The sequence below is a fragment of the Herbaspirillum sp. Her3 genome, assembly GCF_057961275.1.
In genome coordinates this window covers 3646478-3670032 of sequence record NZ_CM176328.1, presented here as the reverse complement: position 1 = coordinate 3670032, position 23555 = coordinate 3646478, and the positions used below count along the sequence as shown (strand labels likewise).

21 protein-coding genes are annotated in these 23555 nt (G+C 63.8%); 9 read left to right on the top strand and 12 right to left on the bottom strand.

All coding sequences use genetic code 11. The features are described 5' to 3' along the window. Positions 1 to 23 precede the first annotated feature (23 nt). From ACVC5H_RS16795 to ACVC5H_RS16785, 3 genes are all read right to left on the bottom strand, one after another. Entirely contained in the window at positions 24 to 734 is a 711-nt protein-coding gene (locus tag ACVC5H_RS16795; protein WP_489618934.1) for an alpha/beta fold hydrolase, read from the bottom strand. A 4-nt stretch (positions 735 to 738) separates the two neighbouring features. Further along, the gene (locus tag ACVC5H_RS16790; protein WP_489618933.1) at positions 739 to 2238 is read right to left on the bottom strand and encodes a sensor domain-containing diguanylate cyclase; all 1500 of its coding nucleotides are present in this window, start codon (positions 2236 to 2238) and stop codon (positions 739 to 741) included. 179 nt (positions 2239 to 2417) lie between these two features. Beyond that, entirely contained in the window at positions 2418 to 2771 is a 354-nt protein-coding gene (locus ACVC5H_RS16785; protein ID WP_489618932.1) for a hypothetical protein, read from the bottom strand. A gap of 178 nt (positions 2772 to 2949) precedes the next feature. Here ACVC5H_RS16785 and ACVC5H_RS16780 point away from each other — a divergent pair, with 178 nt between their 5' ends. Continuing rightward, positions 2950 to 4458, top strand: a complete 1509-nt coding sequence (locus ACVC5H_RS16780; protein ID WP_489618931.1) for an aminotransferase-like domain-containing protein — start codon at positions 2950 to 2952, stop codon at positions 4456 to 4458. A gap of 128 nt (positions 4459 to 4586) precedes the next feature. Further along, on the top strand, positions 4587 to 5924 hold the full coding sequence (locus tag ACVC5H_RS16775) for a tetratricopeptide repeat protein (protein ID WP_489618930.1): 1338 nt from the start codon (positions 4587 to 4589) through the stop codon (positions 5922 to 5924). Positions 5925 to 5951: 27 nt separating this feature from the next. On the opposite strand, the gene ACVC5H_RS16770 is transcribed toward ACVC5H_RS16775, so the two are convergent. Both ACVC5H_RS16770 and ACVC5H_RS16765 read right to left on the bottom strand, forming a co-directional pair. Continuing rightward, positions 5952 to 6875 (bottom strand): sugar kinase, encoded by a 924-nt coding sequence (locus ACVC5H_RS16770; RefSeq protein WP_489618929.1) that lies wholly within the window; start codon positions 6873 to 6875, stop codon positions 5952 to 5954. Between the two features lie 22 nt (positions 6876 to 6897). Then, complete coding sequence (locus tag ACVC5H_RS16765) at positions 6898 to 8190, bottom strand: amino acid deaminase (protein ID WP_489618928.1); 1293 nt, start codon at positions 8188 to 8190, stop codon at positions 6898 to 6900. Positions 8191 to 8349: 159 nt separating this feature from the next. Here ACVC5H_RS16765 and ACVC5H_RS16760 point away from each other — a divergent pair, with 159 nt between their 5' ends. The 4 genes from ACVC5H_RS16760 to ACVC5H_RS16745 all read left to right on the top strand — a co-directional run bounded on the left by ACVC5H_RS16760 (position 8350) and on the right by ACVC5H_RS16745 (position 12727). Beyond that, on the top strand, positions 8350 to 9234 hold the full coding sequence (locus tag ACVC5H_RS16760; protein WP_489618927.1) for a MurR/RpiR family transcriptional regulator: 885 nt from the start codon (positions 8350 to 8352) through the stop codon (positions 9232 to 9234). Position 9235: 1 nt separating this feature from the next. Then, complete coding sequence (locus ACVC5H_RS16755; protein ID WP_489618926.1) at positions 9236 to 10726, top strand: N-acyl-D-amino-acid deacylase family protein; 1491 nt, start codon at positions 9236 to 9238, stop codon at positions 10724 to 10726. A gap of 82 nt (positions 10727 to 10808) precedes the next feature. Beyond that, positions 10809 to 11192, top strand: coding sequence for a RidA family protein (locus ACVC5H_RS16750; RefSeq protein ID WP_017450656.1), 384 nt, complete (start codon positions 10809 to 10811; stop codon positions 11190 to 11192). A 182-nt stretch (positions 11193 to 11374) separates the two neighbouring features. Beyond that, positions 11375 to 12727, top strand: a complete 1353-nt coding sequence (locus tag ACVC5H_RS16745) for a GntP family permease (protein ID WP_489618925.1) — start codon at positions 11375 to 11377, stop codon at positions 12725 to 12727. 96 nt (positions 12728 to 12823) lie between these two features. Here the strand turns inward: ACVC5H_RS16745 and ACVC5H_RS16740 are convergent, their stop codons facing one another. Beyond that, entirely contained in the window at positions 12824 to 13348 is a 525-nt protein-coding gene (locus tag ACVC5H_RS16740; protein WP_489618924.1) for a hypothetical protein, read from the bottom strand. A 219-nt stretch (positions 13349 to 13567) separates the two neighbouring features. On the opposite strand from ACVC5H_RS16740, the gene rpsO reads away from it, so the two are divergent. From rpsO to ACVC5H_RS16725, 3 genes are all read left to right on the top strand, one after another. Then, a complete protein-coding gene (rpsO, locus tag ACVC5H_RS16735) occupies positions 13568 to 13837 on the top strand; it encodes a 30S ribosomal protein S15 (protein WP_006712917.1) in 270 nt (89 codons plus the stop codon). Positions 13838 to 14157: 320 nt separating this feature from the next. Continuing rightward, positions 14158 to 16293 carry a polyribonucleotide nucleotidyltransferase gene (gene pnp, locus ACVC5H_RS16730; protein WP_489618923.1) on the top strand — a complete coding sequence of 712 codons (2136 nt, stop codon included), beginning with the start codon at positions 14158 to 14160 and terminating at the stop codon, positions 16291 to 16293. Positions 16294 to 16601: 308 nt separating this feature from the next. Next, positions 16602 to 17894 (top strand): NAD(P)/FAD-dependent oxidoreductase, encoded by a 1293-nt coding sequence (locus ACVC5H_RS16725; RefSeq protein ID WP_489618922.1) that lies wholly within the window; start codon positions 16602 to 16604, stop codon positions 17892 to 17894. 85 nt (positions 17895 to 17979) lie between these two features. On the opposite strand, the gene ACVC5H_RS16720 is transcribed toward ACVC5H_RS16725, so the two are convergent. The 6 genes from ACVC5H_RS16720 to pxpB all read right to left on the bottom strand — a co-directional run bounded on the left by ACVC5H_RS16720 (position 17980) and on the right by pxpB (position 23461). Continuing rightward, positions 17980 to 18984, bottom strand: coding sequence for a DUF2891 domain-containing protein (locus ACVC5H_RS16720; protein WP_489618921.1), 1005 nt, complete (start codon positions 18982 to 18984; stop codon positions 17980 to 17982). 73 nt (positions 18985 to 19057) lie between these two features. Next, positions 19058 to 20044, bottom strand: a complete 987-nt coding sequence (locus ACVC5H_RS16715) for a DUF979 domain-containing protein (protein ID WP_489618920.1) — start codon at positions 20042 to 20044, stop codon at positions 19058 to 19060. Next, positions 20041 to 20766 (bottom strand): DUF969 domain-containing protein, encoded by a 726-nt coding sequence (locus ACVC5H_RS16710; protein ID WP_489618919.1) that lies wholly within the window; start codon positions 20764 to 20766, stop codon positions 20041 to 20043. The genes ACVC5H_RS16715 and ACVC5H_RS16710 overlap by 4 nt, the downstream gene beginning before the upstream one ends. A 260-nt stretch (positions 20767 to 21026) precedes the next feature. Next, on the bottom strand, positions 21027 to 21767 hold the full coding sequence (gene pxpA / locus ACVC5H_RS16705) for a 5-oxoprolinase subunit PxpA (RefSeq protein WP_489618918.1): 741 nt from the start codon (positions 21765 to 21767) through the stop codon (positions 21027 to 21029). 9 nt (positions 21768 to 21776) lie between these two features. Continuing rightward, complete coding sequence (locus ACVC5H_RS16700) at positions 21777 to 22811, bottom strand: 5-oxoprolinase subunit C family protein (RefSeq protein ID WP_489618917.1); 1035 nt, start codon at positions 22809 to 22811, stop codon at positions 21777 to 21779. Continuing rightward, positions 22808 to 23461, bottom strand: a complete 654-nt coding sequence (pxpB, locus tag ACVC5H_RS16695) for a 5-oxoprolinase subunit PxpB (protein WP_489618916.1) — start codon at positions 23459 to 23461, stop codon at positions 22808 to 22810. The genes ACVC5H_RS16700 and pxpB overlap by 4 nt, the downstream gene beginning before the upstream one ends. Positions 23462 to 23555: the final 94 nt, after the last annotated feature.

Genomic DNA, 23555 nt, shown 5'->3' with positions numbered 1-23555 from the left:
CTTCCCTTTTCGTTCAGATCGATTCAGTCGTCAATGAAGGCGGCCAGCTGTGCGCACAGCGTGGCATCCTGCGCGCTGCGTTCGCTGATGCGGTGATCCACGCCCGGCAGGTCGATGATGTGGCAGGCGCTGGCGGCGGTGGCCTGCTGCCGGATCAGTTCGGCAATCTCGGCCGGAATCACTGCATCCTCGCTGGCCCGCACTAGGGTGATGCGTCCGCGATAGTGGCGGATCATGTCCAGTGAGTCGGCCTCGCGCCAGCTTTGCGGGCGCCGCAGGGCCGCGCTGAAGGCCGGGCCGAAGGGCAGCGCAAAGGCCGCGCCATCGTAGATGGCGCCAACCAGGGTGACCAGATGGGTGATCTGGTTATCCGGGCGGCAGGCCAGGCGCAGGGCGATCTCGCCGCTCATGCTCACGCCCACGACGGTGCGCGGCGCGACGGTGAAGCGATCCAGCGCGGCTTGGGCTTCATCCAGCCGTTTGGCCAGTGAATTGGGCAGCAGGGCGCTGCTTTGCCCATGGCCGGAAAAGTCGATGGCTGCACTGGCCCGGCCGCGTGCCGCCAGGGCCTCGCGCAGCGGCCACTGGCGCTGGCGGTCGGCCTGGCCGGCGCCGTGCAGCACCAGCGTGTGGACCTGCTGGCCGGGCCTGCTGTGCAAGAGATCGGCCGCCAGCGTTTCCGCTCCCACTGCCAGGGCCAGTTCTTCGCGCAGGCCGGCCTCGGGTGCGGACATCGTGTCAGTCGTCCGGGTGACGGCGTTCAAGGCCGGGAGTGGTGGCGTAATAATGGCGTTTTGCTTCATACATCAGGGTGTCGGCCCGTTGCACCACGTGTTCCAGACGCTCGCCCGGCATCGCGGTGGCTGCGCCCATGGACAGGCTCAGGGCATGGCCCGAGTAGTACTGATTGTTCACTTCGACCAGTTTCTGGATCTGGTCCATCAGCAACTGGCTGCCACGCTCGTCGGTGGCCGGCAGCAGGATGGCGAATTCATCGCCTCCGGTGCGCGCCACGCTGCCGGGGCGTTCCACCGCCTTGCCCAGCACCTCGCCGGCACGGCGCAACAAGGCGTCCCCGGCGGCATGGCCCAGCTCGTCGTTGACTTCCTTCAAGCCATTGAGGTCGGCCACGATCACGCTGACCGGGAAGGGGCCCTTGCGCTCCAGGCGGTTCAGCTCATCCACCATGTAGGCGCGGTTGTACAGCTTGGTCAGTTCGTCATGCTTGCCCAGGAATTCCAGATAGGCTTCGGCCTTCTTGCGGGCGGTGATGTCGGTCAGCGCCACCAGGACCAGGTCCCAGTTGTCTTCGTGGCCGGGGAAGACCGAGAACTGCAGGTGCACGTGCAGGGTTTCGCCGCTGAGCGAATAGTTGATCACTTCCCGTTGATGTAACAGGTTGCCGTTCCACAGCTCGATCAGCTGTTCGTTGAAGTGCGGGCGCATGTCGTCGCGGAACACGTCGGACAGGCGCGAGAACAAGGTCGCCTTGTCCGGCGCACCGAACATGGACAGGGTCTGCAGGTTGACGTCGATGACGCGGATTTCCTGCATGCAGCGCTCCACGAATTCAGGATGCACGTCCGTGAAGGTGCGAAAGTCCGTGATGCCGATGCGGTGCAGGTCGTCGAAGAGGCGCTTGACCGCGCTGAAATCTTCCACCCACAGCGAAATGGGTGAATATTCAAACAGCCCGCGCGCATAGTTTTCGCTGCGCGAGAGCTTCTTGCGCGCGGTCTCGCGTTCGGTGACGTTCTCGATGGCCAGCAGCACGTAGTCCCAGTTCTCTTCGCTGCCGGGCATGATGCGGCCGGACAGCTGGATGTCCAGCCGCTTGCCGCCCAGGGTGTAGTTGACGGTATAGCTGGAGAAAGTGGTGCTGCCGTTCCACAGCTGCACCATTTCTTCGATGAAGGTCTCGATCATGTCATCCCGGAACACCTTGTCCAGGTTCGCCACCAGGTGCGCCAGGTCGCGCGCTTCATACCATTCCAGGGTGCGGCGGTTCACGTCGACCACGCGGATCTGCATGGCGCAGGCCTGGGCGCGGCGGTGGTCCTGGGTGAGGTAGCTGCGCAGGTCGGTGACGCCTTCGGCGCGCCACTGGTCGAACAGGCACTTCAAGCCGCTGTAATCCTCTTTCCAGAGCGACACAGGGGTCAGATCGAACGTCTCTTGTTCAGAAAGGGCCGGGATGGCGACCGGGGCAACGCTGGCGAGGGAAGGTTGGTTCGGCATGACATTTCATCTTCTACGGATGATCAAGTGTAATGTTTTACCGAAATTGCCGCACCACTTCCCGCGCGTCCTCCTCACTTTTTGTGCAAGTTTCTTGCTGAAATATCAGTTAAGTTGCAGATTCATCGACGCAAGCCGGTGTCTGCGTCGACTAATCCGCATTCCTGCGACAAAGCCGGTCAGCGCCCTTGTCCCCAATCCAGGCGGGGGCGCGAACGCTGCAGGCGGCGCAGCAGCGCTGCCACCGGCGCCAGCCAGGGGCGGGGCACCGGACGCAGGCACAGCAGTTCGCCCCCTTGCGGCGAGAGCACGCCGATCCAGCCCTCCTGCGACAACACCAGCCGTTCGCCATCGGTGAGGCGGGTCTGCCGGCTGACCAGCCGGTCCAGTTGCCATTGTGCCGGTTCGGTCACCCGCAATTCGGCGGCATGGCAGATCAACTGGGTGCCGGCGGGCAGCCACAGTTGCAGATGCTGGCCCGGCAGCAGGGGCAGCGCTTGCGTGGTGGTCTTGGCGGGGAGCGGGCTGGGCATGGTGTTCTCCTTTTTTTGATGGGGTCAGCCTGCAGTCTAGGGACAGCCGCCCGGGCCAAACAGGCACAGGAAAATGCACTCTGCTGCGCAACAGGCGGCGCTTTTTTGTTCTGTTATCCCTGCATTTGGCCTACTCTGTATCTGTTCTGGTCTCGGCCTCAATAAGATGATGACTGTTATGGATACCAGCCTGCACCTCCCTGATCTCGCGCCTGCGGCACCGCTGCCCGGCACCACTCCGGAAACCGCCCGCCAGCCGTTGTATCGGCGCCTGGCCGAGCATTACCAGGGAGCCATCCAGTCCGGCACGCTGGTGGCCGGTGATCGTATGCCCTCAGTCCGCGACCTGATGCGCCAGCACCAGGTCAGCCTGTCGACTTCGCTGCAGACGCTGCGCCATATGGAAGAGGGCGGCTGGCTGGAGGCGCGGCCACGCTCCGGTTATTTCGTGCGACAGCCGCGCCGCTCGGCGATCCGCCCGGTGCAGGAACCCAAGAGCCTGATGGCCATCGATCCCGAGCAATACGCGGGCATCCATGAAAAGGTCTCCAAGTACATCGCCTTGCGCCAGAGCGGCGCGCCCCGCATCGACCTCTCCGGCATGACCTGTGCGCCCGAACTGTATGCGGTAGAAACCCTGAAGCAGGCCGCCATGCGCGCCCTGCGCGAGCGGCCCGAACTGCTCACCAGCGCCATGCCGCACAACGGCAATGCCACCTTCCGCCAGGCGGTGGCGCGGCGCGCGCTGCATCATGGGATGCGCATCGATCATGAAGAAGTGGTGGTCACCCACGGCTGCATCGAAGCGCTCAACCTGGCCTTGCGCGCCGTGGCCGGGCCGGGCGACACCATTGCGGTGGAGTCGCCCACTTATTTCGGTTTGCTGCAGGCGCTGGAAAACCTGGGCATGAAGGCGCTGGAAATCCCGACCAGCCCGCACACCGGCATCTCGGTGGAAGCGCTGGAACTGGCGGTGCGCACCTACGGCAACATCAAGGGCGTGGTGGTGGTGCCCAATCTGCAGAATCCGCTGGGCTGCATCATGCCCGACGAGCACAAGGACAAGCTGGTACGCCTGTGTGAAGAATTGCGCCTGCCACTGATCGAAGACGACGCCTACGCCGAGCTGGCCGACGGCAGCGCCGCCCCGTCCAGCCTCAAGAGCCGCGACCGCAGCGGCAATGTGATCTATTGCGCGTCCCTGAACAAGGTGTTGGCGCCGGGTATGCGGCTGGGCTGGATGAATGGCGGACGCTGGCATGAACGGGTCAAGATGCTCAAGTTCACCCATACCCGCGCCAACGAAGAGTGGACCCAGGTCACCGCCGCCGATTTCATCGCCAGCCCCGCCTATGACCGCCACCTGCGCCGCCTGCGCCAGTTGCTCAAGGAGCAGCGCGAACGCATGGCCGAGTCGATTGCGGCCTATTTCCCCGAGGGCACGCGCCTGAACGTTCCCAATGGCGGGGTGGGGCTGTGGGTGGAGCTGCCGGTGCAGGTCTGTTCCCAGCAGTTGTTCGAACGCGCCCTGGCTGAGGGCGTGGGCGTCTCGCCGGGAGCGATCTTCTCCAATTCCAACCGCTATGGCCATTTCCTGCGCATCTGCTGCGGCCATCCCTTCACCCGGGAACTGGACCAGGCGCTGCGCCGGCTGGGCAGCATCGGCCACAGTCTGGCGGCACTGTAGCGCTGGACAAACAGCCCGGCGAATCAGGCATTGCCCGAAAGGGCAGTCTGCTGCAGAATTGTAAAGAAAATGTAAAGAGCGCGGGGTGCTATCCTGCGCCGCATGCGCTTTACGAGGGAGAGCCGGCCATGCCTGAGCCGCTGCACAGTTTGGAAATCCGGCCGCCCCCCATGGCACGCCTGCACGCGGCCATTGATGCCCACATGGCCGGCCGCCTGGAAGAGGCCCGCGCCGTCTATGAAGCTGTCCTTGAAGAAGATCCCATCGAACCGGTGGCGCTGCACTTCTACGGCATCTGGCTGCATCAGACCGGACGCCACGCCGAGGCGCTCGACAAGCTGGAACTGGCCAGCGCCCTCGAACCCGGCCATGCGGCCTGGCACAACGACCTGGGCAATGTGTTGTTTGCGCTGGGCGAGCCGGAAGCTGCAGCCCAGGCTTACGTTGCCGCGCTGGAGATCACGCCGGAAGATCACACGGTCTGGAACAACCTGGGCGCGGCGCGCCTGCAGCAGAACCGCAATGACGAGGCCATTGCCGCTTTCCAGCGCGCCGTGGCCATCGCGCCCGACTTCGTGCCGTCGCTGCTGCACCTGGGCAGCCTCTTCGAAGCGGTCGTTGACAAGATGCAGGCCTCGTACTACCAGTGCCGCGCCTACGTGCTGCCGCCCATGGAGGGCAAGTCCTGGCAGATGGTCGGGATTTCCTTCTACTTCCTGGGCCGGCCGGAAGAGGCGGCACAAGCCTATCGCCACTGGCTGGCCAGCGAACCCGACAATCCGATCGCGGCCCACATGCTGGCCGCCTGCTCGCAGCGCGACGTGCCGGCGCGCGCCTCGGACCGCTACATCGAAGCGCATTTTGACCGCTACGCCGAAACCTTCGAATCCCATCTCCTGCACGGCCTCGGCTATCGCGGCCCCAAGCTGATCGGGCAGGGCGTGGCACTGGTGGCGCAGCCGGCGCGCCAGTTCATCACGGTGGACATCGGTTGCGGCACCGGCCTGTGCGGCCTCGGGCTGCGGGCTTATTCCCACCATCTGACCGGGATCGACCTGGCCGGCAAGATGCTGGAAAAAGCCATCGCCACCGGCCACTACGACCAGCTGGAGAAAGCAGAGATCAGCGACTACCTGAGTCGCCATCCGCGGTCGTGGGACCTGATGACGGCCGCTGATGCGATGATCTACTTCGGGGATCTGAAGGGCGTGCTGAAGGCGGTGGCGACCGCCTTGAAGCCGGGTGGCTACTTCATCTTCACGGTGGAGGTGCTGACGCCGCAGGATGCGGCCGGGGAGGGGTATTGCCTGCATGCCAGCGGACGCTACCGCCACGGCCGTGATTACGTGCGCACCTGCTTGCAGGCCGAGGGTCTGGAGATCCTCCATGACAGCGACCAGGTCCTGCGCGAAGAAGTACGCCAGCCGGTGGCCGGCATGCTCTTCGTGGCACGCCGGCGGCAGTAAGCCGGCGGCCCCGCTGCATGCCGTCGATCAGGCGGCGGCCTGGAGCGCCGCTTCCACCTGGGTGCGGCTGGGGATGGGTTCCACCGCACCGTAGCCGGTAGTGGAGAGCGCGGCGGCGACGTTGGCGTAGCGCGCCGCACGGAAGGGATCGCTCCCCGCCATCAGCTCGGCCATGAAGGCCCCGCCGAAGCAATCGCCCGCGCCCGTGGCATCCAGCGCCAGCACCGGATGGGGGGCCACCATGCGGCGCTCTTGCGGCGTGGCCACGTAGCAGCCTTCGTGGCCCAGCTTGAAGGCCACCAGCCTGACGCCATAGTCCAGCAACTGATCGACGATGGCATCGCGCTCATCCAGCCCGGTCAGCATCGACACGTCTTCCCAGCTCGGCAGGCAGACATCGCACAGCCGGAAGGCCGCGGCCATCTTCTCGCGTGCACGTTCCAGCGGCCACAGGCGCAGGCGCAGGTTGGTGTCCAGCGAGGTGGTCACGCCCGCCGCGCGGGCATGGGCCATGGCCGCCAGGCCGGCCTCGCAGGCGCTCTCGCTGATGGCCAGGCTGATGCCGGAGAGGTGCAGTGCGCCTGCAGACGCAATGGCCTGCAACGGCAGGTCCGCCGCGCGATAGCAGCTGGCCGCCGAGCCGGCACGGCGATAGTGGAAGTGGTGGCCCTCCTGGTCATGCGTGACGAAATACAGGCCCGTGCTGCCACCGGCTTGCACCGCCACGTGCTGCGCATCGACGTTCTCGCGCCGCCACAGGTCCAGCAGGTCCTGGCCGAAATGATCGTCACCCACTGCGCTGAGGTAGGCGCAGGCCGCGCCCTGGCGGGCTGCGGCGATGGCGAAGTTGGAGGTGTCGCCGCCAAAGCCCTGCAGGTACTGGCGCGGCGACGCGATGCGCTGGTTGAATTCCACCATGGCTTCGCCGTAGGCGAGGATGGGTTTGCTCATGTTCTTGGCGCCCATCGCTGCATCAGAAGAAGGTCTGCACGATGTCGGTCACATCGAAGCGCTGATCCACCACCACCAGGTGACGCCACTTGTCGAAGGTCAGGCAGGGATGCGAGATGTCGAAGGCGATCATGTCGCCGACCTGGATATCGTCGCCCTCGGCAATCTTCAGGTAAGCGTGCTGGTCCATCATGCCGGTCACTTCCCAGTGCGCCGGGGTGGCTTGCGGTTGCGTGTCCTGGCCCGGGCGGAAGCGCGTGACTGGCGCCGGCAGCCCGGCGTCAAACGCGGCATCGCGCTTGCCCAGGGCGATGATGGCCTTGTCGCGTTCCGGGATCGATTGCACATACGCCCACAGTTGCAAGGCCGGCTGCAACTGGCTGCGCATGCTGTGCGCCACCGGATTGCGCACCTGGATCTGCGACTGCGCGGCACGGTAGATGCCCACATCATGGGTGAGATAGCAGCCCGGACGCAGTACCACCTCCAGCGGCGCACCGATGTCGGCCTGGCCGAATTCTTCGGCCACCACGTCGTACCAGGCCGAGCCGGCGCCGGTCAGCACTGCCGGGCCCTTTGCCAGGCGGCGTGCCAGATGGCCTTGCGCGGCGAGCTCCTTGAGGCAGGCCACTGCGCGTTGCAGGAAACGGCGGATCTCGGCCTCTTCCTTGAGTACGCCTTCATACACTTCCACACCGGCCAGCGCGATGCTGTCCCAGCGCGCCACGGCCTCCAGCACGGCCTGCTGTTGCACCTCGTCGCGCACGCCGGTGCGGCCGCCGGCCGGGCCCAGTTCCAGCAGCACGTTCAGGGTTTGCTTGCGCTCGGCGAAGAAACGGCCGAGCTGATCGACCAGCGCGGCCGAATCGACCAGGCAGAAAAACTCGAAAGAGGGATCGGCCAGCATTTCCGAGATGATCGCCATGTTGCGCTTGCCCACCAGCTGGTTGGCCATGATGACCCGGCGCACGCCGTGGTGATAGCCGGCCAGGGTCTGATGGGCGGTGGCCAGGGTGATGCCCCAGGCGCCCGTGTCGAGCTGGCGCGCGAACAGCTTGGGCGCCATGGTGGTCTTGCCGTGCGGTGCCAGCTTGACCTGGTATTGGCCGACGAAATCCTGCATCCACTTCAGGTTGTGGGCGATCTTTTCCTCATACAGGACGGCAGCCGGCAGGCTGATGTCCTCATTGAGCAGGTTCCAGCGCACGCTGCCGGCCTGATGCGGCGCGAGCGGTTGAGCCAGCGCGCCCAATCCCTTGTTGAGCGGGTCGATCATGCCGGCCTGAAACGGCGTTTGGTAATTTGTATCACTCATCGCTTTAATTCCTGTGAAATTAGGATTGACGTAATAATAGCCTTGAATTTACTATGTTTGCGCCGTGTTAGTAAATAACATAAATTGTTTGCATGGCACCCTCCGGGGCTGGTCTCTTTCCTCGCAGGCGCATTCCCGCAGACTGATTCTTTCCTTCCCATGGCACAGACATTGGACATCATTTCCCGCATCACCGAGCGCAGCAGCAGCTTGCGTTTTGCCGAACAGAAGGTGGCCGAAGCGATCCTGGGCGATCTCTCTGCGGCCGCCAGCGCCAGCATCGGCGAACTGGCCGAGAAGGCCGGGGTGTCGGTGGCTAGCGTGACGCGCTTTGCCAAGGCCATGGGCTGCCGCGACGTGCGCGAGTTCAAGTTCCTGCTGGCGCAGGCGGTGGCCGTGGGACAGCGCTTCTTCGATGGTGCCAAGACGGTGCCCTCGGACCAGCCGCCGGAACTGGCCGATGTGGTCTATCGCGACATCCATGCGGTGCTGGAACTGAACCGCGCCATGCTCAACCCCGACATGCTCATGCAAGCCGCGTACCTGCTGCTGGGTGCGCGCATGATCTACTGCTTCGGCATGGGCGGCGGTTCCACCATGATGTCCGACGAGGCGCGCTATCGGCTGGTGCGCCTGGGCCGGCCGGTAGCGACCTATCACGATGCGGTGCTGCAGAAGATGGTGGCGGCCACCCTCGACAAGGACGACGTGTTGCTGGTCTTCTCGACCACCGGCAGCGTGCCCGAGCTCCTGGCCAGCTGCGAAGTGGCGCGCGAATACGGCGTCAAGCTCATCGCCATCACCGCGCTGGGTTCGCCGCTGGCGAAGATGGCCGATGTGCTGCTGCCCATCAAGACGCTGGAAACCGACCTGATTTTCAAACCGTCCTCGTCGCGCTACGCCATGATGGCGACGCTGGACATGCTGGTGCTGGAGCTGGCCTTGCTGCACAAGGAAAGCAGCCAGGAACGCCTGCGCCGCCTCAAGTACGTGCTCGACGCGCACCGTGGCGGCGGTGACCTGCACCAGCCACTGGGAGACTGACATGACATCCACCCCGCATGTTGCAGGTGGCGACAAGCACTGCGACACCCTGATCCGCCATGCCCTGGTCATCGATGGCAGCGGCGCCGAGCCGGTGCAGGCCGACGTGGCGATCCGCAATGGACGCATCGCCGCCATCGGCCAGCTCGGCGGCTGGCACGCCGCACAGGAAATCGATGGCCGTGAACGCGTGCTCTCGCCGGGCTTCATCGACGTGCATACGCATGACGATACCAACGTCATCCGCACGCCCGAGATGTTCCCCAAGCTGTCGCAGGGCGTGACCACGGTAGTGGTCGGCAACTGCGGCATCAGCGCCGCACCGGTCACGCTCAAGGGCGATCCGCCGGACCCGATGAATCTGCTGGGCAAGTCCGAGGCCTTCCACTATCCCAGCTTTGCCAGCTACGTTGAGGCCGTCAATGCGGCGCAGCCCTCGATCAACGTGGCCGCGCTGGTGGGGCACACGGCGCTGCGCAACAACCACATGGACCGCCTTGATCGCGCCGCTACTGACGATGAGATCGCCGGCATGCGCGCGCAATTGTGCGAGGCGCTCGAACATGGTGCACTGGGACTGTCCACGGGCCTGGCCTATGGCAATGCCATCAATGCGCCCACTGAAGAGGTGCTGGCCCTGGCCGAGCCGCTGGCGCAATTCGGCGGCCTGTATGCCACCCACCTGCGCAGCGAATTCGCCGACATCCTCGATGCGATGGAAGAAGCCTTCCGCATCGGCAAGCATGCGCGGGTGCCGGTGGTGATTTCGCACCTCAAGTGTGCCGGCGTGGAAAACTGGGGGCGCAGCAGCGAAGTGCTGCAAGCGCTGGAAGCGGCCTCGCGCCACCAGCACGTGGGCTGCGACTGCTACCCCTATACCGCCAGCTCGTCCACGCTGGACCTCAAACAGGTGACGTCCGACTACGACATCCAGGTCACCTGGTCGGAACCGCACCCGGAGCAGGGCGGCAAGATGTTGAAGCAGATCGCCGCCGACTGGGGTGTCGACCTGCATGCGGCGGCCGCGCGCCTGATGCCGGCCGGGGCGGTATATCACTGCATGGCTGACGATGACGTCAATCGCATCCTCTCGCATCCGGCCTCCGTGGTCGGTTCTGATGGGCTGCCCAACGATCCCTTGCCGCACCCGCGCCTGTGGGGCGCCTTCCCGCGCGTGCTGGGCTATTACAGCCGCGAGCAGAAACTGTTTTCGCTGGCCACGGCGGTCCACAAGATGACCGGCCTGTCGGCGCAGCGCTTCGGCCTGGATCAGCGCGGCTTCGTGCGCGAAGGTCATTACGCCGACCTGGTGCTGTTCGATCCCGAGACCATCCGCGATGCCGCCAGCTTCACCGATCCGATGCAGCCGGCGCATGGCATCGAGGCGGTCTGGGTCAATGGGCAACTGGCCTATCGCGGCCAGGACAAGCAGGCCACCAGCGCCCGTGCCGGACGCTTCCTGGCGCGCACGGTGCAGAAAACGCCAGCCTGAGTTGCAGGAAACGTCAGGCCTGGATTGTTAACTTCAAGTTTCAAATCGATTTTTCAGATTCAAGTTCAACAGAGGAGCAGCAATGAGCATTCAACGATTTGGTGTGGAAGGCGGCAGTGGCACCGGTGGTCAGCATCTGCCGTTCGCGCGTGCGGTCGCGGCCGATGGCTGGCTGTATGTGTCGGGCCAGGTGCCCATGGAAAACGGCGAAGTGATCGACGGCGGCATCGTGGCGCAGTCGCACAAGGCCATCCAGAACGTGCTGGCCATTTTGAAGGAAGCCGGCTACGGCCCCGAGCACGTGGTGCGCTGTGGCGTGTGGCTCGATGATGCACGCGACTTCCCGTCCTTCAACAAGGTCTTCAAGGAATACTTCGGCGCCAATCCGCCGGCCCGCGCCTGCGTGGTCTCCAGCATGGTGGTGGACTGCAAGGTCGAGGTGGATTGCGTGGCCTTCAAGCGTTGAGGCTTGCCGTGGAAAGGCGGCACCTTGCTGTGGCCTTTCCACGCGCGGTGGTGAATTCGAAATAAAAATATCTAAATGATATAAACGATTTAAAAGATTGATGGATTTTTTGCGGTGCATATTTGCCGGCAGGGGTGCCGTATCGCCGGTGGTGTCTTTTACCTTCTGAAGAGGAGCAACAGATGGAGGCTGTACAAGGAACTGCGCTACTGGTCTATGCACTGGTAGCGGTGATCGCACTGATCGTGCTGATCGCCAAATTCAAGATGAATCCCTTCATCGTGCTGGTTGTGGTCTCGCTCTTGCTGGGCCTGGCCGTGGGCATGCCCATGGGTAATATCGTCAAGGCCTTCGAAACCGGTGTGGGCGGCGCCTTGGGTCACATCGCACTGGTGGTGGCCCTGGGCACCATGCTGGGCAAGATGATGGCCGAGTCGGGCGGTGCCGAGCGGATCGCCAATACGATGATCGGGGCCTTCGGTGAAAAGAACGTGCACTGGGCCATGATGACGGTGGCCTTCATCGTCGGCCTGCCGGTGTTCTTCGAAGTCGGCTTCGTGCTGCTGGTGCCGATTGCCTTCAACGTCGCCAAGCGCACCGGGACCAACATGGTGCTGGTGGGCATTCCCATGGTGGCCGGCCTGTCGGTGGTGCATGGCCTCATTCCGCCGCACCCGGCCGCGCTGCTGGCGGTGACCGCCTACAATGCCGATATCGGTCGCACCATCCTCTTTGCGCTGATCGTGGGCATTCCGACGGCCATCATCGCCGGCCCGATTTTTGGCAAGCTGATCTCCAAGGTGGTGATCCCCAATCCGGACAATCCGCTGCTCTCGCAGTTCGTCGATGAACGCAAGAAGGAGCGGGAACTGCCGGGCTTCGGCATCACGCTCTTCACCATCCTCTTGCCGGTGGCGCTGATGTTGATCGGCAGCTGGGCCGACCTGTTCTTCGCCCCCAAGACCTTTGCCAATGATTTCCTGCGCCTGATCGGCAACTCGGTGATCGCGCTGTTGATCGCCACCCTGGTGAGCTTCTGGACCTTCGGTCGTGCCCGTGGTTTCGGACGCGAACAGATCCTGAAGTTCACCAACGAATGCCTGGCCCCGACCGCCAACATCACCCTGTTGGTCGGCGCAGGGGCCGGCTTCGGGCGCATTCTGATGGATGGCGGCATCTCCAAGGTCATCGTCGGCCTCGCCACCGATGCGCACCTCTCGCCACTGCTGCTCGGCTGGCTGGTGGCCGTGCTCATCCGCGTGGCGACCGGTTCGGCGACCGTGGCCATGACCACCGCCTGTGGCATCGTCGCGCCCATCGTCGCCAACGTCAGCGGCGTGCGTCCGGAACTGATGGTGCTGGCCACCGGCGCCGGTTCGGTGATCCTGTCGCACGTCAATGATGGCGGCTTCTGGCTGGTCAAGGAATACTTCAACATGACCGTGCCGCAGACCTTCAAGACCTGGACCGTGATGGAAACCCTGATCTCGGTGCTGGCGCTGCTGTTCACGCTGGCATTGGCGACCGTGATCTGAGTTTTGCGCAATACGGCTTGCGGCAAAAGGAAAGGCTGCCCGGAGTGATCCGGGCAGCCTTTTGTTTGTGTGGCGCGGAGGCTGCGCGCCGCGTTTTCAGTTGCGCAAACGCGAATCGTCGAAGCGCGGATCCGGTCCGTTTTCGACCTTTTCCACGATGTCCTGGTCGTTGAAATACACCGTCATCTGCGAATTCCAGACGCCGCTTTCCTTGAAGCCGTAGTTCCAGGCCTCGAAGGGGATGCGGGCATAGCGCGTCACTTCGGTGGGGCGGCCGACCCGGCGCAGGACGTCGAGCTTTGTGTCCACCTTGGGACGGATGGCGTGGAAATTCTGCAGGGTCCAGACTTGCTCATAGGAAATGAGACGATGGTCGGGGCCGATGCGGGCCATGTACTGGTACTGGCCGAAGGCACCTGCCGCGTATTCGAAGACCCGGCCGTTGCCATCCGGATACACGTTGGTGGGCGCACCGAGACGGGCCACCACCTGCTCTTCGGGTTCGCCCGGCTGGACCGGCGGCTGCAGCAGCGAGGCGCAGCCCGCCAGCGCGGCAGCGGCCAGCAGCGCGGCGGCCAGCCTGGGGCGGGCGGCTTGCATGAGGGAAGCGGGGGATTGCATGTCGACTCCTGGTTGAATTGTCATTCCGGCATTCTGTGGCAAGGGCGCCTCGTGATTGGCCAGTTGGCGCACGCGGTCACTTGCCGATGTTGGTTGGAATGATTTTTTGCTATATAATTTCGCGTCCGGTCGGTTTGACCGGATTCTCATTTTTTGTTCACGGTATGCAGGGCAGGGATTTTCCGACGCTCCGCACACCGCTTGTGAAAGGTAAAAGCAATGTCCATCGAAAAAGCAGCCAAGGCTGCCATTATCTCCGAAAACGCCCGCGGCACGAACGACACCGGTTCTCCGGAAGTCCAAGTGGCGCTGCTGACCGCACGCATCAACGACCTGAACGGCCACTTCAAGGCCCACGTCAAGGATCACCACTCCCGTCGTGGCCTGATCAAGATGGTCAACCGTCGCAAGAGCCTGCTGTCCTACCTGAAGAACAAGGACGCTGACCGTTACCGCGCCCTGATCGAGAAACTCGGTCTGCGCAAGTAATTTGACTCCGCGTCTGGGTCCCGGGGTTTGCGCCCCGGACCACCACGAAATGCCTGCGTCACTCGTTGACGCGGGCATTTTGTTTTTTGCGATTCCGCGAGCTCAGGCGTAAGCCTGGTCGCGCCAGGCGCAAACGCCCCTCGGGCAAGAATGCATCATTGTTTCATCGCGGCGGCTTGTATTGCCGCGTTCGTCGTGAGTGACCGGTCTCGCCGGCCACTGTGGTGAGGTGAACGACAGCGCCTGAAAATCTGTCGGCAAAAGGAAGCCGTGCACCGCGGACACAGTCGGGGCCGGCTCCATAAAAGAAAGGAAATACCGTGTTCAATAAAGTAACCAAGACCTTCCAGTACGGTCAGCATCAAGTGACCCTGGAAACCGGCGAAATCGCTCGCCAGGCTTCTGGCGCCGTGATGGTGTCGGTGGAAGACACCGTCATCCTGGCCACCGTCGTGGCCCGCAAGGAAGCCAAGCCCGGCCAGGACTTCTTTCCCCTGACCGTCGACTACATCGAAAAGACCTATGCAGCCGGCCGTATCCCCGGCGGTTTCTTCAAGCGTGAAGGCAAGCCTTCCGAAAAGGAAACCCTGACCTCGCGCCTGATCGATCGTCCGATCCGCCCGCTGTTCCCGGAAGGCTACTTGAACGAAGTGCAGGTGATCATCCACGTGCTGTCGGTGAACCCTGAAATCGATCCGGACATCCCCGCCATGATCGGCGCTTCGGCTGCCCTGTCGCTGGCCGGCATCCCCTTCAACGGCCCCGTGGGCGCCGCTCGCGTCGGTTACATCGACGGCCAGTACGTCCTGAACCCGACCACTTCGCAACTGAAGTCCTCGCAGCTGGACCTGGTGGTGGCCGGTACCGAAACCGCCGTGCTGATGGTGGAATCCGAAGCCGATCAACTGTCCGAAGAAGTGATGCTGGGCGCCGTCGTGTTCGGTCACGACCAGTCCAAGGCCGTCATCGAAGCCATCCACGCCCTGGTGCGTGACGGTGGCAAGCCGGAAGTGCAATGGACCGCCCCGGCCAAGAACGAAGCCCTGATCGCCCGCGTGGCGCAACTGGCCGAAGGCCCGCTGCGCGAAGCCTACCAGACCAAGGACAAGCAGGCCCGTACCGAAAAGCTGAAGGCTGTCTCGGCCCAGGTCAACGAAGCCCTGGTCGCTGAAGCTGCTGCCAACAACGGCGTGGCCGCTGACGCTGCCGAAGTCGGTTCCATCCTCTTCGACCTGGAAGCCAAGATCGTGCGTTCGCAGATCCTGGAAGGCGAACCCCGCATCGACGGTCGCGACACCCGCACCGTGCGTCCGATCTCGATCCGTACCGGCGTGCTGCCGCGTACCCACGGTTCGGCCCTGTTCACCCGTGGCGAAACGCAAGCCCTGGTCATCGCGACCCTGGGTACCGCTCGTGACGAACAGAAGATCGATGGCCTCCTGGGCGAGTACTCCGACCGCTTCATGCTCCACTACAACATGCCTCCGTTCGCCACCGGCGAAACCGGCCGCGTGGGCACTCCGAAGCGCCGCGAAATCGGCCACGGCCGCCTGGCCAAGCGCGCGCTGATCGCCGCGCTGCCGGCCGCTGACGAGTTCAGCTACTCGGTGCGCCTGGTCTCGGAAATCACCGAGTCCAACGGTTCCTCCTCGATGGCCTCGGTGTGCGGCGGCTGCCTGGCACTGATGGACGCTGGCGTGCCGATGAAGTCGCACGTGGCCGGCATCGCCATGGGCCTGATCAAGGAAGGCAACAAGTTTGCCGTGCTGACCGACATCCTGGGCGATGAAGATCACCTGGGCGACATGGACTTCAAGGTGGCCGGTACTGCCAATGGCATCACCGCCCTGCAGATGGACATCAAGATCCAGGGCATCACCAAGGAAATCATGCAGGTCGCGCTGGAGCAGGCCAAGGAAGGCCGCCACCACATCCTGGGCAAGATGCAGGAAGCCGTCCCGGCCGGCCGTGCCGAGCTGTCCGACTTCGCGCCGCGCCTGATCACCATCAAGATCAACCCGGAAAAGATCCGTGACGTGATCGGCAAGGGCGGCGCCGTCATTCGCGCGCTGACCGAAGAAACCGGCACCCAGATCGACATCAGCGACGAAGGCGTGGTCACCATCGCCTCCGTGGATGCCTCGGCTGGCCAGGAAGCCAAGCGCCGTATCGAAGAGCTGACCGCTTCCGTGGAAGTGGGCAAGGTCTACGAAGGTACCGTCCTGAAGCTGCTGGACTTCGGCGCCATCGTCCAGGTCCTGCCGGGCAAGGATGGTCTGCTGCACATCAGCCAGATCGCCAACGAGCGCGTCAATGCCGTGGCCGACTACCTCAAGGAAGGCCAGCAAGTGCGCGTCAAGGTTCTGGAAACCGATGACCGCGGCCGCCTGAAGCTGTCGATGAAGGCTGCCCAGGCTGAAGAAGGCGACGCTGCCGCTCCGCAAGAAGCGCAGTAATCCCTTCTGCCTGCACAGGCAACAAGGAAATCCCCCGTGCCGCAAGGCCGGGGGATTTTTTTGTGCGCGCAAGATGATGCGGACAATCTGCCCAAGTGATTTCGAACCAAAAGTATGCGATTCTGTCGGTCTGCTTTGAGGGACATCAAGGTTCCGGTGTGTCGCGCTCATCAGGGGAGGCGCGGTCATGCCAGCAGGTAGATCTGCAGATCCGAATAGAGAGTAGGGGACAGCTGTGCAGCCAGGTCACGGCTCCAAGTGACCGGCCTGCGCGGACAGAACAACACGTTACTTTTGAAAGGAAGGCAATGCCCCACGTCATCATCATCGGTTGCGGCTTCGGCGGTCTGGCCGCTGCGCGTGAACTGGCCCACGCCGATGTGCGCATCACCATGATCGATCGCAGCAATCACCACCTGTTCCAGCCCTTGCTCTACCAGGTGGCCACGGCCGGGCTGTCGGCCCCGGCCATCAGTGCACCGATCCGCGCCATCCTGGCGCAGCAGCGCAATCTCACCACCCTGATGGCCGCCGTGACCGGGATCGATACCGCCGGCAAATCCGTCACGCTCGAAGACGGCAGCGTGCTCGGCTATGACTATCTGATCGTGGCCGCCGGCTCCACCCACAGCTATTTCGGCCACGATGAGTGGAGCGAGCTGGCCCCCGGTTTGAAGACCCTGGAAGACGCCTTCGAGATCCGCAAGCGCATCCTGATGGCCTTCGAGCGTGCCGAGCGCGAGACCGATGCGCGGCGCCGCCAGGAATGGCTGACCTTCACCGTCATCGGCGGTGGTGCCACCGGCGTCGAGATGGCCGGCACGCTGGTGGAAATCGCGCGGCATACCTTGTCGGGCGAATTCCGCAACATCGATCCGCATTCGGCGCGGGTGGTACTGGTGGAAGGTTCTGACCGCGTGCTGGGAGCGTATCCGGAGGATCTGTCCGAGAAGGCGCGCGAACAGTTGCACAAGCTCGGCGTGGACGTACGCACCGGTTGCCGTGTGGTGCACATCGACGAGACCTGCGTGCGCTATGCCAATTTCGATGGCGAGCAGAGCCTGGCTACGCGTACGGTGATCTGGTCGGCAGGTGTAGCGGCTTCGCCGCTGGGCAAGAAGCTGGGTGTACCGGTAGACCGTGCTGGTCGTGTACCGGTCACGCCGACGCTCTGTATTGGTGGTCACGAGGAAGTGTTCGTGATCGGCGACCTGGCGGCCGCACAGTCGGAAGGCAAGCCGGTGCCGGGCGTGTCACCGGCGGCCAAGCAGATGGGGCGGGTGGCGGCGCGCAATATCAAGCATCACATTGCCGGCCAGGCAGCAGAAACCTTCGTCTACAAGGATTACGGATCGCTGGCCACCATCGGGCGCCGGGCTGCCATCGCCATGGTGGGCAAGCTCAAGTTCTCGGGTTATCCGGCGTGGCTGTTCTGGCTGTTCGTGCACGTGTATTTCCTGATCGGATTCCGTAACCGCATCATGGTGATGGCGGACTGGGCCTGGGCGTATTTCACCTTCAAGCGCAGTGCGCGGGTGATCTCGTCCACTGTACCGGTACAGTCCGAGCAGCCGGCCTTGCGCAAGGAAGTGGCTGAGTAGGAGCGCTGTACGCATCAGCAAAAAGCCCTCGCTTCCGTCACCGGGAGCGAGGGCTTTTTCTTTTTGCTTTGCTGCGAGGTGTGGCTCAGTCTTCCAGGGCCAGCATGGCGAAGGTGGCCAGCCAGTGTCCGCCACTGTAGTGGCTGCCGACCACCTGATCGATGGAGGCGGCGATGTGGCGCTGGATGGCGGCCTCGATGGCGCTGCGCGCGGTATGTGTTGCGGGCAGGTGGCGCAGCACGTTTTTCATGCACCAGGCGCGGGAGAGGTTCAGGCCGTCGAGGTGAGCCACCTTCGGATCGGTCGGATCGGACACATGGGCAGGATGCATGAGTTGCGATACCTCAGTCACACGCGGCAGATAGAGATCGAACCATGCGGCGAATGCATCGGGTGCGAGCACCTTGCTCATCAACAGGGCTTCGGTCAGCGCGCCGGAGATGAATTCATCTCCGCCCGGTTCATAGTGGGCCGGATAATCGGTGTCTTTGCCGTAGTGTTGCTGCGACCAGTCGACGATCACCGTTTCCAGTTCTGCGTCGTTGACATGACGTGCATAGTCCAGCGCCAGTGCCAGCGAGAACGCGGTGTTGAAGTGCGCGCCTACCCGGATCGGATAGCTCAGCTTGGAGAGGTAGTCGAGCAGACGGCGGCGAATTTCGGTCGTCAGCGGTTTCATCGCGGCATGCCATTCGGCAGCACGTGGATGGGCCGACATCAGCAGTTCCTGATCCAGTGCCAGCAGCCAGCCAAAGCCGTAAGGACGTTCGAACGGAGCGCGATTGGGCGCGCGGAAATAATCCGTCTCGCGTTCCATCAACTCGGGGGTGAAATGCTCGTCGAAGATCGCCGTGATCTGGTCTGCCCCTGCCAGGGATGGATACTGGTGCAAGCAGCGAAGCAGCAGCCAGAATCCATGCACGGCCGAGTGCCAGTCATAGCAGCCATAGAAGACCGGATGCATCGCGCGCGGCGAGAGCACGTCACCATCGTCGTTGAGCAGATGCATGATGTGGTTCGGATATTCCTGGCGCAGATAGGCCAGCGGCATGCGGGCAAATTCTTCGGCCCGTTCGAGGGTGAGTTGCATGGGGACTCCTTGAAGCAGTGTAAGGCGACCTGACCAGACGCCATGCCCGGTCAGGTCCGGCCTCCGGTGTGGATCAGCGGAAGGCGAGGAAGTACATCAGGAACACGTTCACCGTCAGCAGCGTCAGTGCGGTCGGGATCTGCACCTTGATGACCTGGTACTTGTTCTTCAGTTCCAGCAGCGCAGCGGGCACGATGTTGTAGTTGGCCGCCATCGGCGTCATCAGCGTACCGCAGTAGCCCGAGTACATGCCGATGGCCACCAGCGGCGCCGGATCAGCATGGTGTCCCATGATCAGGAAGGGCAGGGCGATGCCTGCACTCATGACCGGGAAGGCCGCGAAGGCATTGCCCATCACCATCGTGAACAGCGCCATGCCCACGCAGTAGATCACCACCACCAGGAAGCGATTGTCGGGATTGACGAACAGGCTCACCACGTGCTGCACCGAGGTACCGGTCTTGGCCGCGACGAAGACGCCGCCCAGCATGGCCAGCATCAGCGGCAGGATGGCGGCCCAGCCGATGGAATCCACCAGGCGGCGCGACTGGCGCACTGCCTGCAGCGGTGTGCCACGGGTCAGCACGCAACCGGCGATGAGCGCGCAGATGCACGCCACGCAGAGTGCGGCCAGCGTCAGCTGCTTCTGGTCCAGCAGCATCAGGCCACCCACCGAGACACCCTTGAGCAGCACGGTACAGGCCACCGTGATCACCGGGATCAGCACCGCCGGGAAGAACAGCCAGTTGCCCAGCTTCCTCGAAGAGGCCACGCGCTCGTCATGCGAGGAGGTCGCATAGCTGCCCATGGAGAGCATGCCGGTGCCGGCGATGAGCGAGATGATGATGACGGTGCCGCCGATGATGCGGTGGGCCATGGACTTGCCCAGGTTCTCCACCATCAGGTCGCCGAACAGGAACACGGCGCCGAATAGGAACCAGAACAGCGCCGTGGTGAAGCGCTTTGGGTTGCCCTTGTCGCGCAGGGTCATCACGGTCAGCATCATGACGATGATGCCGATGAGGTAGTAGATGCGGTTGATCGAAATGAGCGTGTTCATGCGGACACCTTGGCGGCGGATTGAGTGGCCTTCCACGCCTCGACATCGCGGCGGATGGAGGCGTCGAGGCGGGTCAGGCGGAACATGTGGATCACCAGCGCCGACAGCGCGGTGGGGATGGCCCACAGGCCGATGTGCAGCGGCTCGATATTGGTGATGCCGTTTTCCTTGAGGAATGCATCCATCAGCAGCACCGCGCCGAAGGCGATGAAGATGTCTTCGCCGAAGAATACGGCCACGTTGTCGCAGGCCGCAGCGTGGGCCTTGATCTTGTCGCGGATGTGTTGCGGCAGGTCGTCGCCGTAGGCGTTCACGGCAGCGCCTTCGGCCATCGGTGCCAGCAACGGACGCACCGTCTGCGCCTGGCCGCCGAGGTAGATCAGGCCCAGCGCGGCGGTGCCTTCACGCAGGATGAAGTAGAGCATCAGGATGCGCGCCGAGGTGGCACTGGCTATGCTGGAGATCCACGCCTGGGCGCGTTCCTTCAGTCCGTAATGTTCGAGCAGGCCGATGATCGGCAGGATCAGCAGGAAGGTCGCCAGCGAACGGCTGTTGACGAACTTCTCGCCGAAGGTTTCCAGCAGCATGCCGAAATCCATGCCCACCGACAGGCCGGTGGTGAGACCCGCAACCGTGACCACCAGCAGCGGGTTGAAACGCAAGGCAAAACCGGCCACGACGATCGGTATCCCGATCAGAGGCAGCAGTGTCGAACTCTCCATGAAAAACTCCCTATGTGAATGAGGAAAAATCCATTCGCCAGTGTGCAAGGTCCGTGCCAGCCGTGGCGCGGAAAACCGCGCCCAGTCTGCCTTTGCGGGGAATGCTCAGGCGTAGGGGCGTGACTTTTCCTGCGACCTCATGGGCCTCGGATTGGCGACTTTTCTTGTGGTTTTTGGAACGGAACTACAGCTTGCGACGACCTTGAATCAGGAGCGGGGGCCGTCCTTCCCGCCTGCTGCGACGATACGGGAAAAAGGCTTCATACAGCCGCGCGCACGGCGATCTGCTCGGCGTGCAGGCGTGCCCGAATCTGGCGCGCAAAATCCAGGGCATGCGCGCCATCTCCGTGCAGGCACACGGTCTGTGCATTGACTTCGACGATGCTGCCATCGATGGCCTTGACCTTCTTTTGCTTGACCAGCATCAGGGTCTGGGCGATGGCATCGGCATCGTTGGTTATCATGGCTCCCGGTTTGCTGCGCGCGACCAGGCTGCCATCAGCTTCATAGGCGCGATCGGCGAAGACTTCTTCCACCGCATTGAGATCGGCATGGCGGGCGGCGGCGATCAGTTCGCTGCCGGCCAGGCCATACAGGCTCAGTTCGGGATTGAAGGTGCGGATGGCAGCGCAGATGGCATTGGCCAGCACGGCATCTTTGGCGGCCTGGTTGTAGAGCGCGCCGTGTGGCTTGACGTGGGTCATGCGGCCACCTTCGGCCCGCACGATGGCCTCGAGGGCGCCGAGCTGGTAGAGCATGCCGCTGACGATTTCCTCGGGCGGCAATTGCATGGCGCTGCGGCCGAAGTTCTCGCGGTCGGGGAAGCTGGGGTGGGCGCCGATGGCCACGTGATTCTGGATCGCCCAGCGCACGCTGCGGCGCATGGTGCCAGCATCACCCGCATGCCAGCCGCAGGCGATGTTGGCAGAGCTGACCAGGGTCAGCAGTTGTTCGTCGGTGTCGCAGCCTTCGCCGAGGTCGGCATTGAGATCGATATGCATGGCGTTCCCTTATTTCTTGTAGAGCGTGGCGCGCGACCAGTCCAGTGCGGCGACCGTGGCGCGGATGGAATCGAGATAGCGTTGCTGTTCTTCGGCGGCGGCCAGGGCATCGGCCATCTCGCAGGGCTCCAGCCGCAGCGTGGCGTTCAGCGGCGCCTGTGCCAGCTTCCACAGGTCGGCGCCGATGATTACGCCGATCTTGGGATAGCCGCCGGTGGTTTGCGCATCGCCCATCAGGATGATTGGCTGGCCCGAAGGTGGTACCTGGATCACGCCCGGCACCACGCCATGCGAGAGCATGTCGCGGCCTTGCTTGCGCTTGAGTTCCGGACCTTCGAGGCGATAGCCCATGCGGTTGCTGTTGGGCGTGACGCGCCAGGTGTCGGACCACAGCGCCTCGCGCGCGCTCTTGCTGAACTGCTCGAATTCGGGGCCGGGCAAGACACGCAGGGTGACGTGCTGGCTGTGTTCGTCGGCACGCCGCGCCAGGCCGCTCCAGCGCGGCGAACGCACGCCGAAGGCCGGACCGTGTACTGCTGCAGAAGCGCTTTGCGCATCACCGATGGGGAGTTTGTCGCCGCGCTTCAAGGCGCGTCCGTGGTGGCCGCCGAATCCGGCTTTCAGGTCGGTGCTGCGCGAACCCAGCACCACCGGTACATCGATGCCGCCAGCCACGGCCAGGTAGGTGCGCATGCTGTGGCGCGGCGCCTGCTCGGGCGAATCGGCAGGGGCCAGGCTGAGTTTGAGGACGCTGCCAGCCCGCACCGGCATGCTCCAGCAGGCCGCGATGGGCTTGCCATCGAGCGTGGCGCCGATGTCGTCACCGCCCAGGGCGATGCGGGTGTTGCGGGTGAAGCGCAGCTCGGCCACGCCCATGGTGATTTCGAGTCCGGCTGCCTCGACCGGATTGCCGACCAGCAGGTTGGCGCTGGCCAGGGCCAGGGTATTGAGGGCACCACCGGGATGAATGCCAAGGCTGCGATGGCCGAAGCGGCCCATGTCCTGCACTGAGGCCAGCATGCCGGGTTGGATGATTTCTATCATGAGGCCACGCGCTCCACGGTAAAGCGTACACGGTCGCCGGGACGCAGCAGCGTCGGCGGTTGCTGGGCGGGATCGAACAATTGCAGGGAGGTGCGGCCGATGAGTTGCCAGCCGCCGGGTGAGGCCATGGGATAGATGCCGGTCTGCTCGCCACCGATGCCCACCGAGCCGGCCGGGATGCTCACGCGCGGGGTGGTGTGGCGCGGGGTGGCCAGGCTGGTATCGAGGCCGCCCATGTAGGCAAAGCCGGGCAGGAAACCGAGGAAGTAGACCACGTACTCGGCGCCGCTGTGGCGCGCGATCACTTCGTCCACCGACAGGCCGGTGTGACGGGCCACGTTGTCCAGGTCGGGGCCGGCGCTGCCGCCGTAGACCACCGGAATCTCGACCGTGCGCCCGGCGCTGCGTTCGCCGCTGAGCTTGGGCCAGGTTTTCTCAATGCGTTGTGCCAGGGTGTCGAGGTCGGCGACGGGGCGCTTGGCGATGAGGGTCAGGTTGTTCATGCCGGGCACGACTTCGCTGACTTCTTCCCATGCGCTGGCCAGTTCGGCCAGGGCCCAGATGCGTTGCTGCTGGGGCAGGGTGGCAGGGGCCGGCAAACTGCATAGCAGTGCGCGGTCGCCCAAGGGGTGGAGCTGGGGTGGCTGCATGTGTCTCTCGCCTGGCCGGTGATTGTGTTGAGAGCCCGCCGATGCCGCCGGCGGGGTCCAGGTGCGTCTGCTGGTGATGCCCTGCTTTTTTGCG

What these genes read in the sequence shown, in the direction of transcription:
- ACVC5H_RS16720 (WP_489618921.1), bottom strand. Translation starts at nt 18,984, where the DNA reads ATGCAACTCACCCTCGAACGGGCCGAAGAATTTGCCCGCATGCCGCTG.
- ACVC5H_RS16755 (WP_489618926.1), top strand. Translation starts at nt 9,236, where the DNA reads ATGACATCCACCCCGCATGTTGCAGGTGGCGACAAGCACTGCGACACC.
- pxpA (WP_489618918.1), bottom strand. Translation starts at nt 21,767, where the DNA reads ATGCATATCGATCTCAATGCCGACCTCGGCGAAGGCTGCGACACCGAC.
- pxpB (WP_489618916.1), bottom strand. Translation starts at nt 23,461, where the DNA reads ATGCAGCCACCCCAGCTCCACCCCTTGGGCGACCGCGCACTGCTATGC.
- ACVC5H_RS16740 (WP_489618924.1), bottom strand. Translation starts at nt 13,348, where the DNA reads ATGCAATCCCCCGCTTCCCTCATGCAAGCCGCCCGCCCCAGGCTGGCC.
- ACVC5H_RS16785 (WP_489618932.1), bottom strand. Translation starts at nt 2,771, where the DNA reads ATGCCCAGCCCGCTCCCCGCCAAGACCACCACGCAAGCGCTGCCCCTG.
- ACVC5H_RS16790 (WP_489618933.1), bottom strand. Translation starts at nt 2,238, where the DNA reads ATGCCGAACCAACCTTCCCTCGCCAGCGTTGCCCCGGTCGCCATCCCG.
- ACVC5H_RS16780 (WP_489618931.1), top strand. Translation starts at nt 2,950, where the DNA reads ATGGATACCAGCCTGCACCTCCCTGATCTCGCGCCTGCGGCACCGCTG.
- ACVC5H_RS16715 (WP_489618920.1), bottom strand. Translation starts at nt 20,044, where the DNA reads ATGAACACGCTCATTTCGATCAACCGCATCTACTACCTCATCGGCATC.
- ACVC5H_RS16770 (WP_489618929.1), bottom strand. Translation starts at nt 6,875, where the DNA reads ATGAGCAAACCCATCCTCGCCTACGGCGAAGCCATGGTGGAATTCAAC.
- ACVC5H_RS16710 (WP_489618919.1), bottom strand. Translation starts at nt 20,766, where the DNA reads ATGGAGAGTTCGACACTGCTGCCTCTGATCGGGATACCGATCGTCGTG.
- rpsO (WP_006712917.1), top strand. Translation starts at nt 13,568, where the DNA reads ATGTCCATCGAAAAAGCAGCCAAGGCTGCCATTATCTCCGAAAACGCC.
- ACVC5H_RS16775 (WP_489618930.1), top strand. Translation starts at nt 4,587, where the DNA reads ATGCCTGAGCCGCTGCACAGTTTGGAAATCCGGCCGCCCCCCATGGCA.
- ACVC5H_RS16750 (WP_017450656.1), top strand. Translation starts at nt 10,809, where the DNA reads ATGAGCATTCAACGATTTGGTGTGGAAGGCGGCAGTGGCACCGGTGGT.
- ACVC5H_RS16745 (WP_489618925.1), top strand. Translation starts at nt 11,375, where the DNA reads ATGGAGGCTGTACAAGGAACTGCGCTACTGGTCTATGCACTGGTAGCG.
- ACVC5H_RS16765 (WP_489618928.1), bottom strand. Translation starts at nt 8,190, where the DNA reads ATGAGTGATACAAATTACCAAACGCCGTTTCAGGCCGGCATGATCGAC.
- ACVC5H_RS16700 (WP_489618917.1), bottom strand. Translation starts at nt 22,811, where the DNA reads ATGATAGAAATCATCCAACCCGGCATGCTGGCCTCAGTGCAGGACATG.
- ACVC5H_RS16760 (WP_489618927.1), top strand. Translation starts at nt 8,350, where the DNA reads ATGGCACAGACATTGGACATCATTTCCCGCATCACCGAGCGCAGCAGC.
- ACVC5H_RS16725 (WP_489618922.1), top strand. Translation starts at nt 16,602, where the DNA reads ATGCCCCACGTCATCATCATCGGTTGCGGCTTCGGCGGTCTGGCCGCT.
- ACVC5H_RS16795 (WP_489618934.1), bottom strand. Translation starts at nt 734, where the DNA reads ATGTCCGCACCCGAGGCCGGCCTGCGCGAAGAACTGGCCCTGGCAGTG.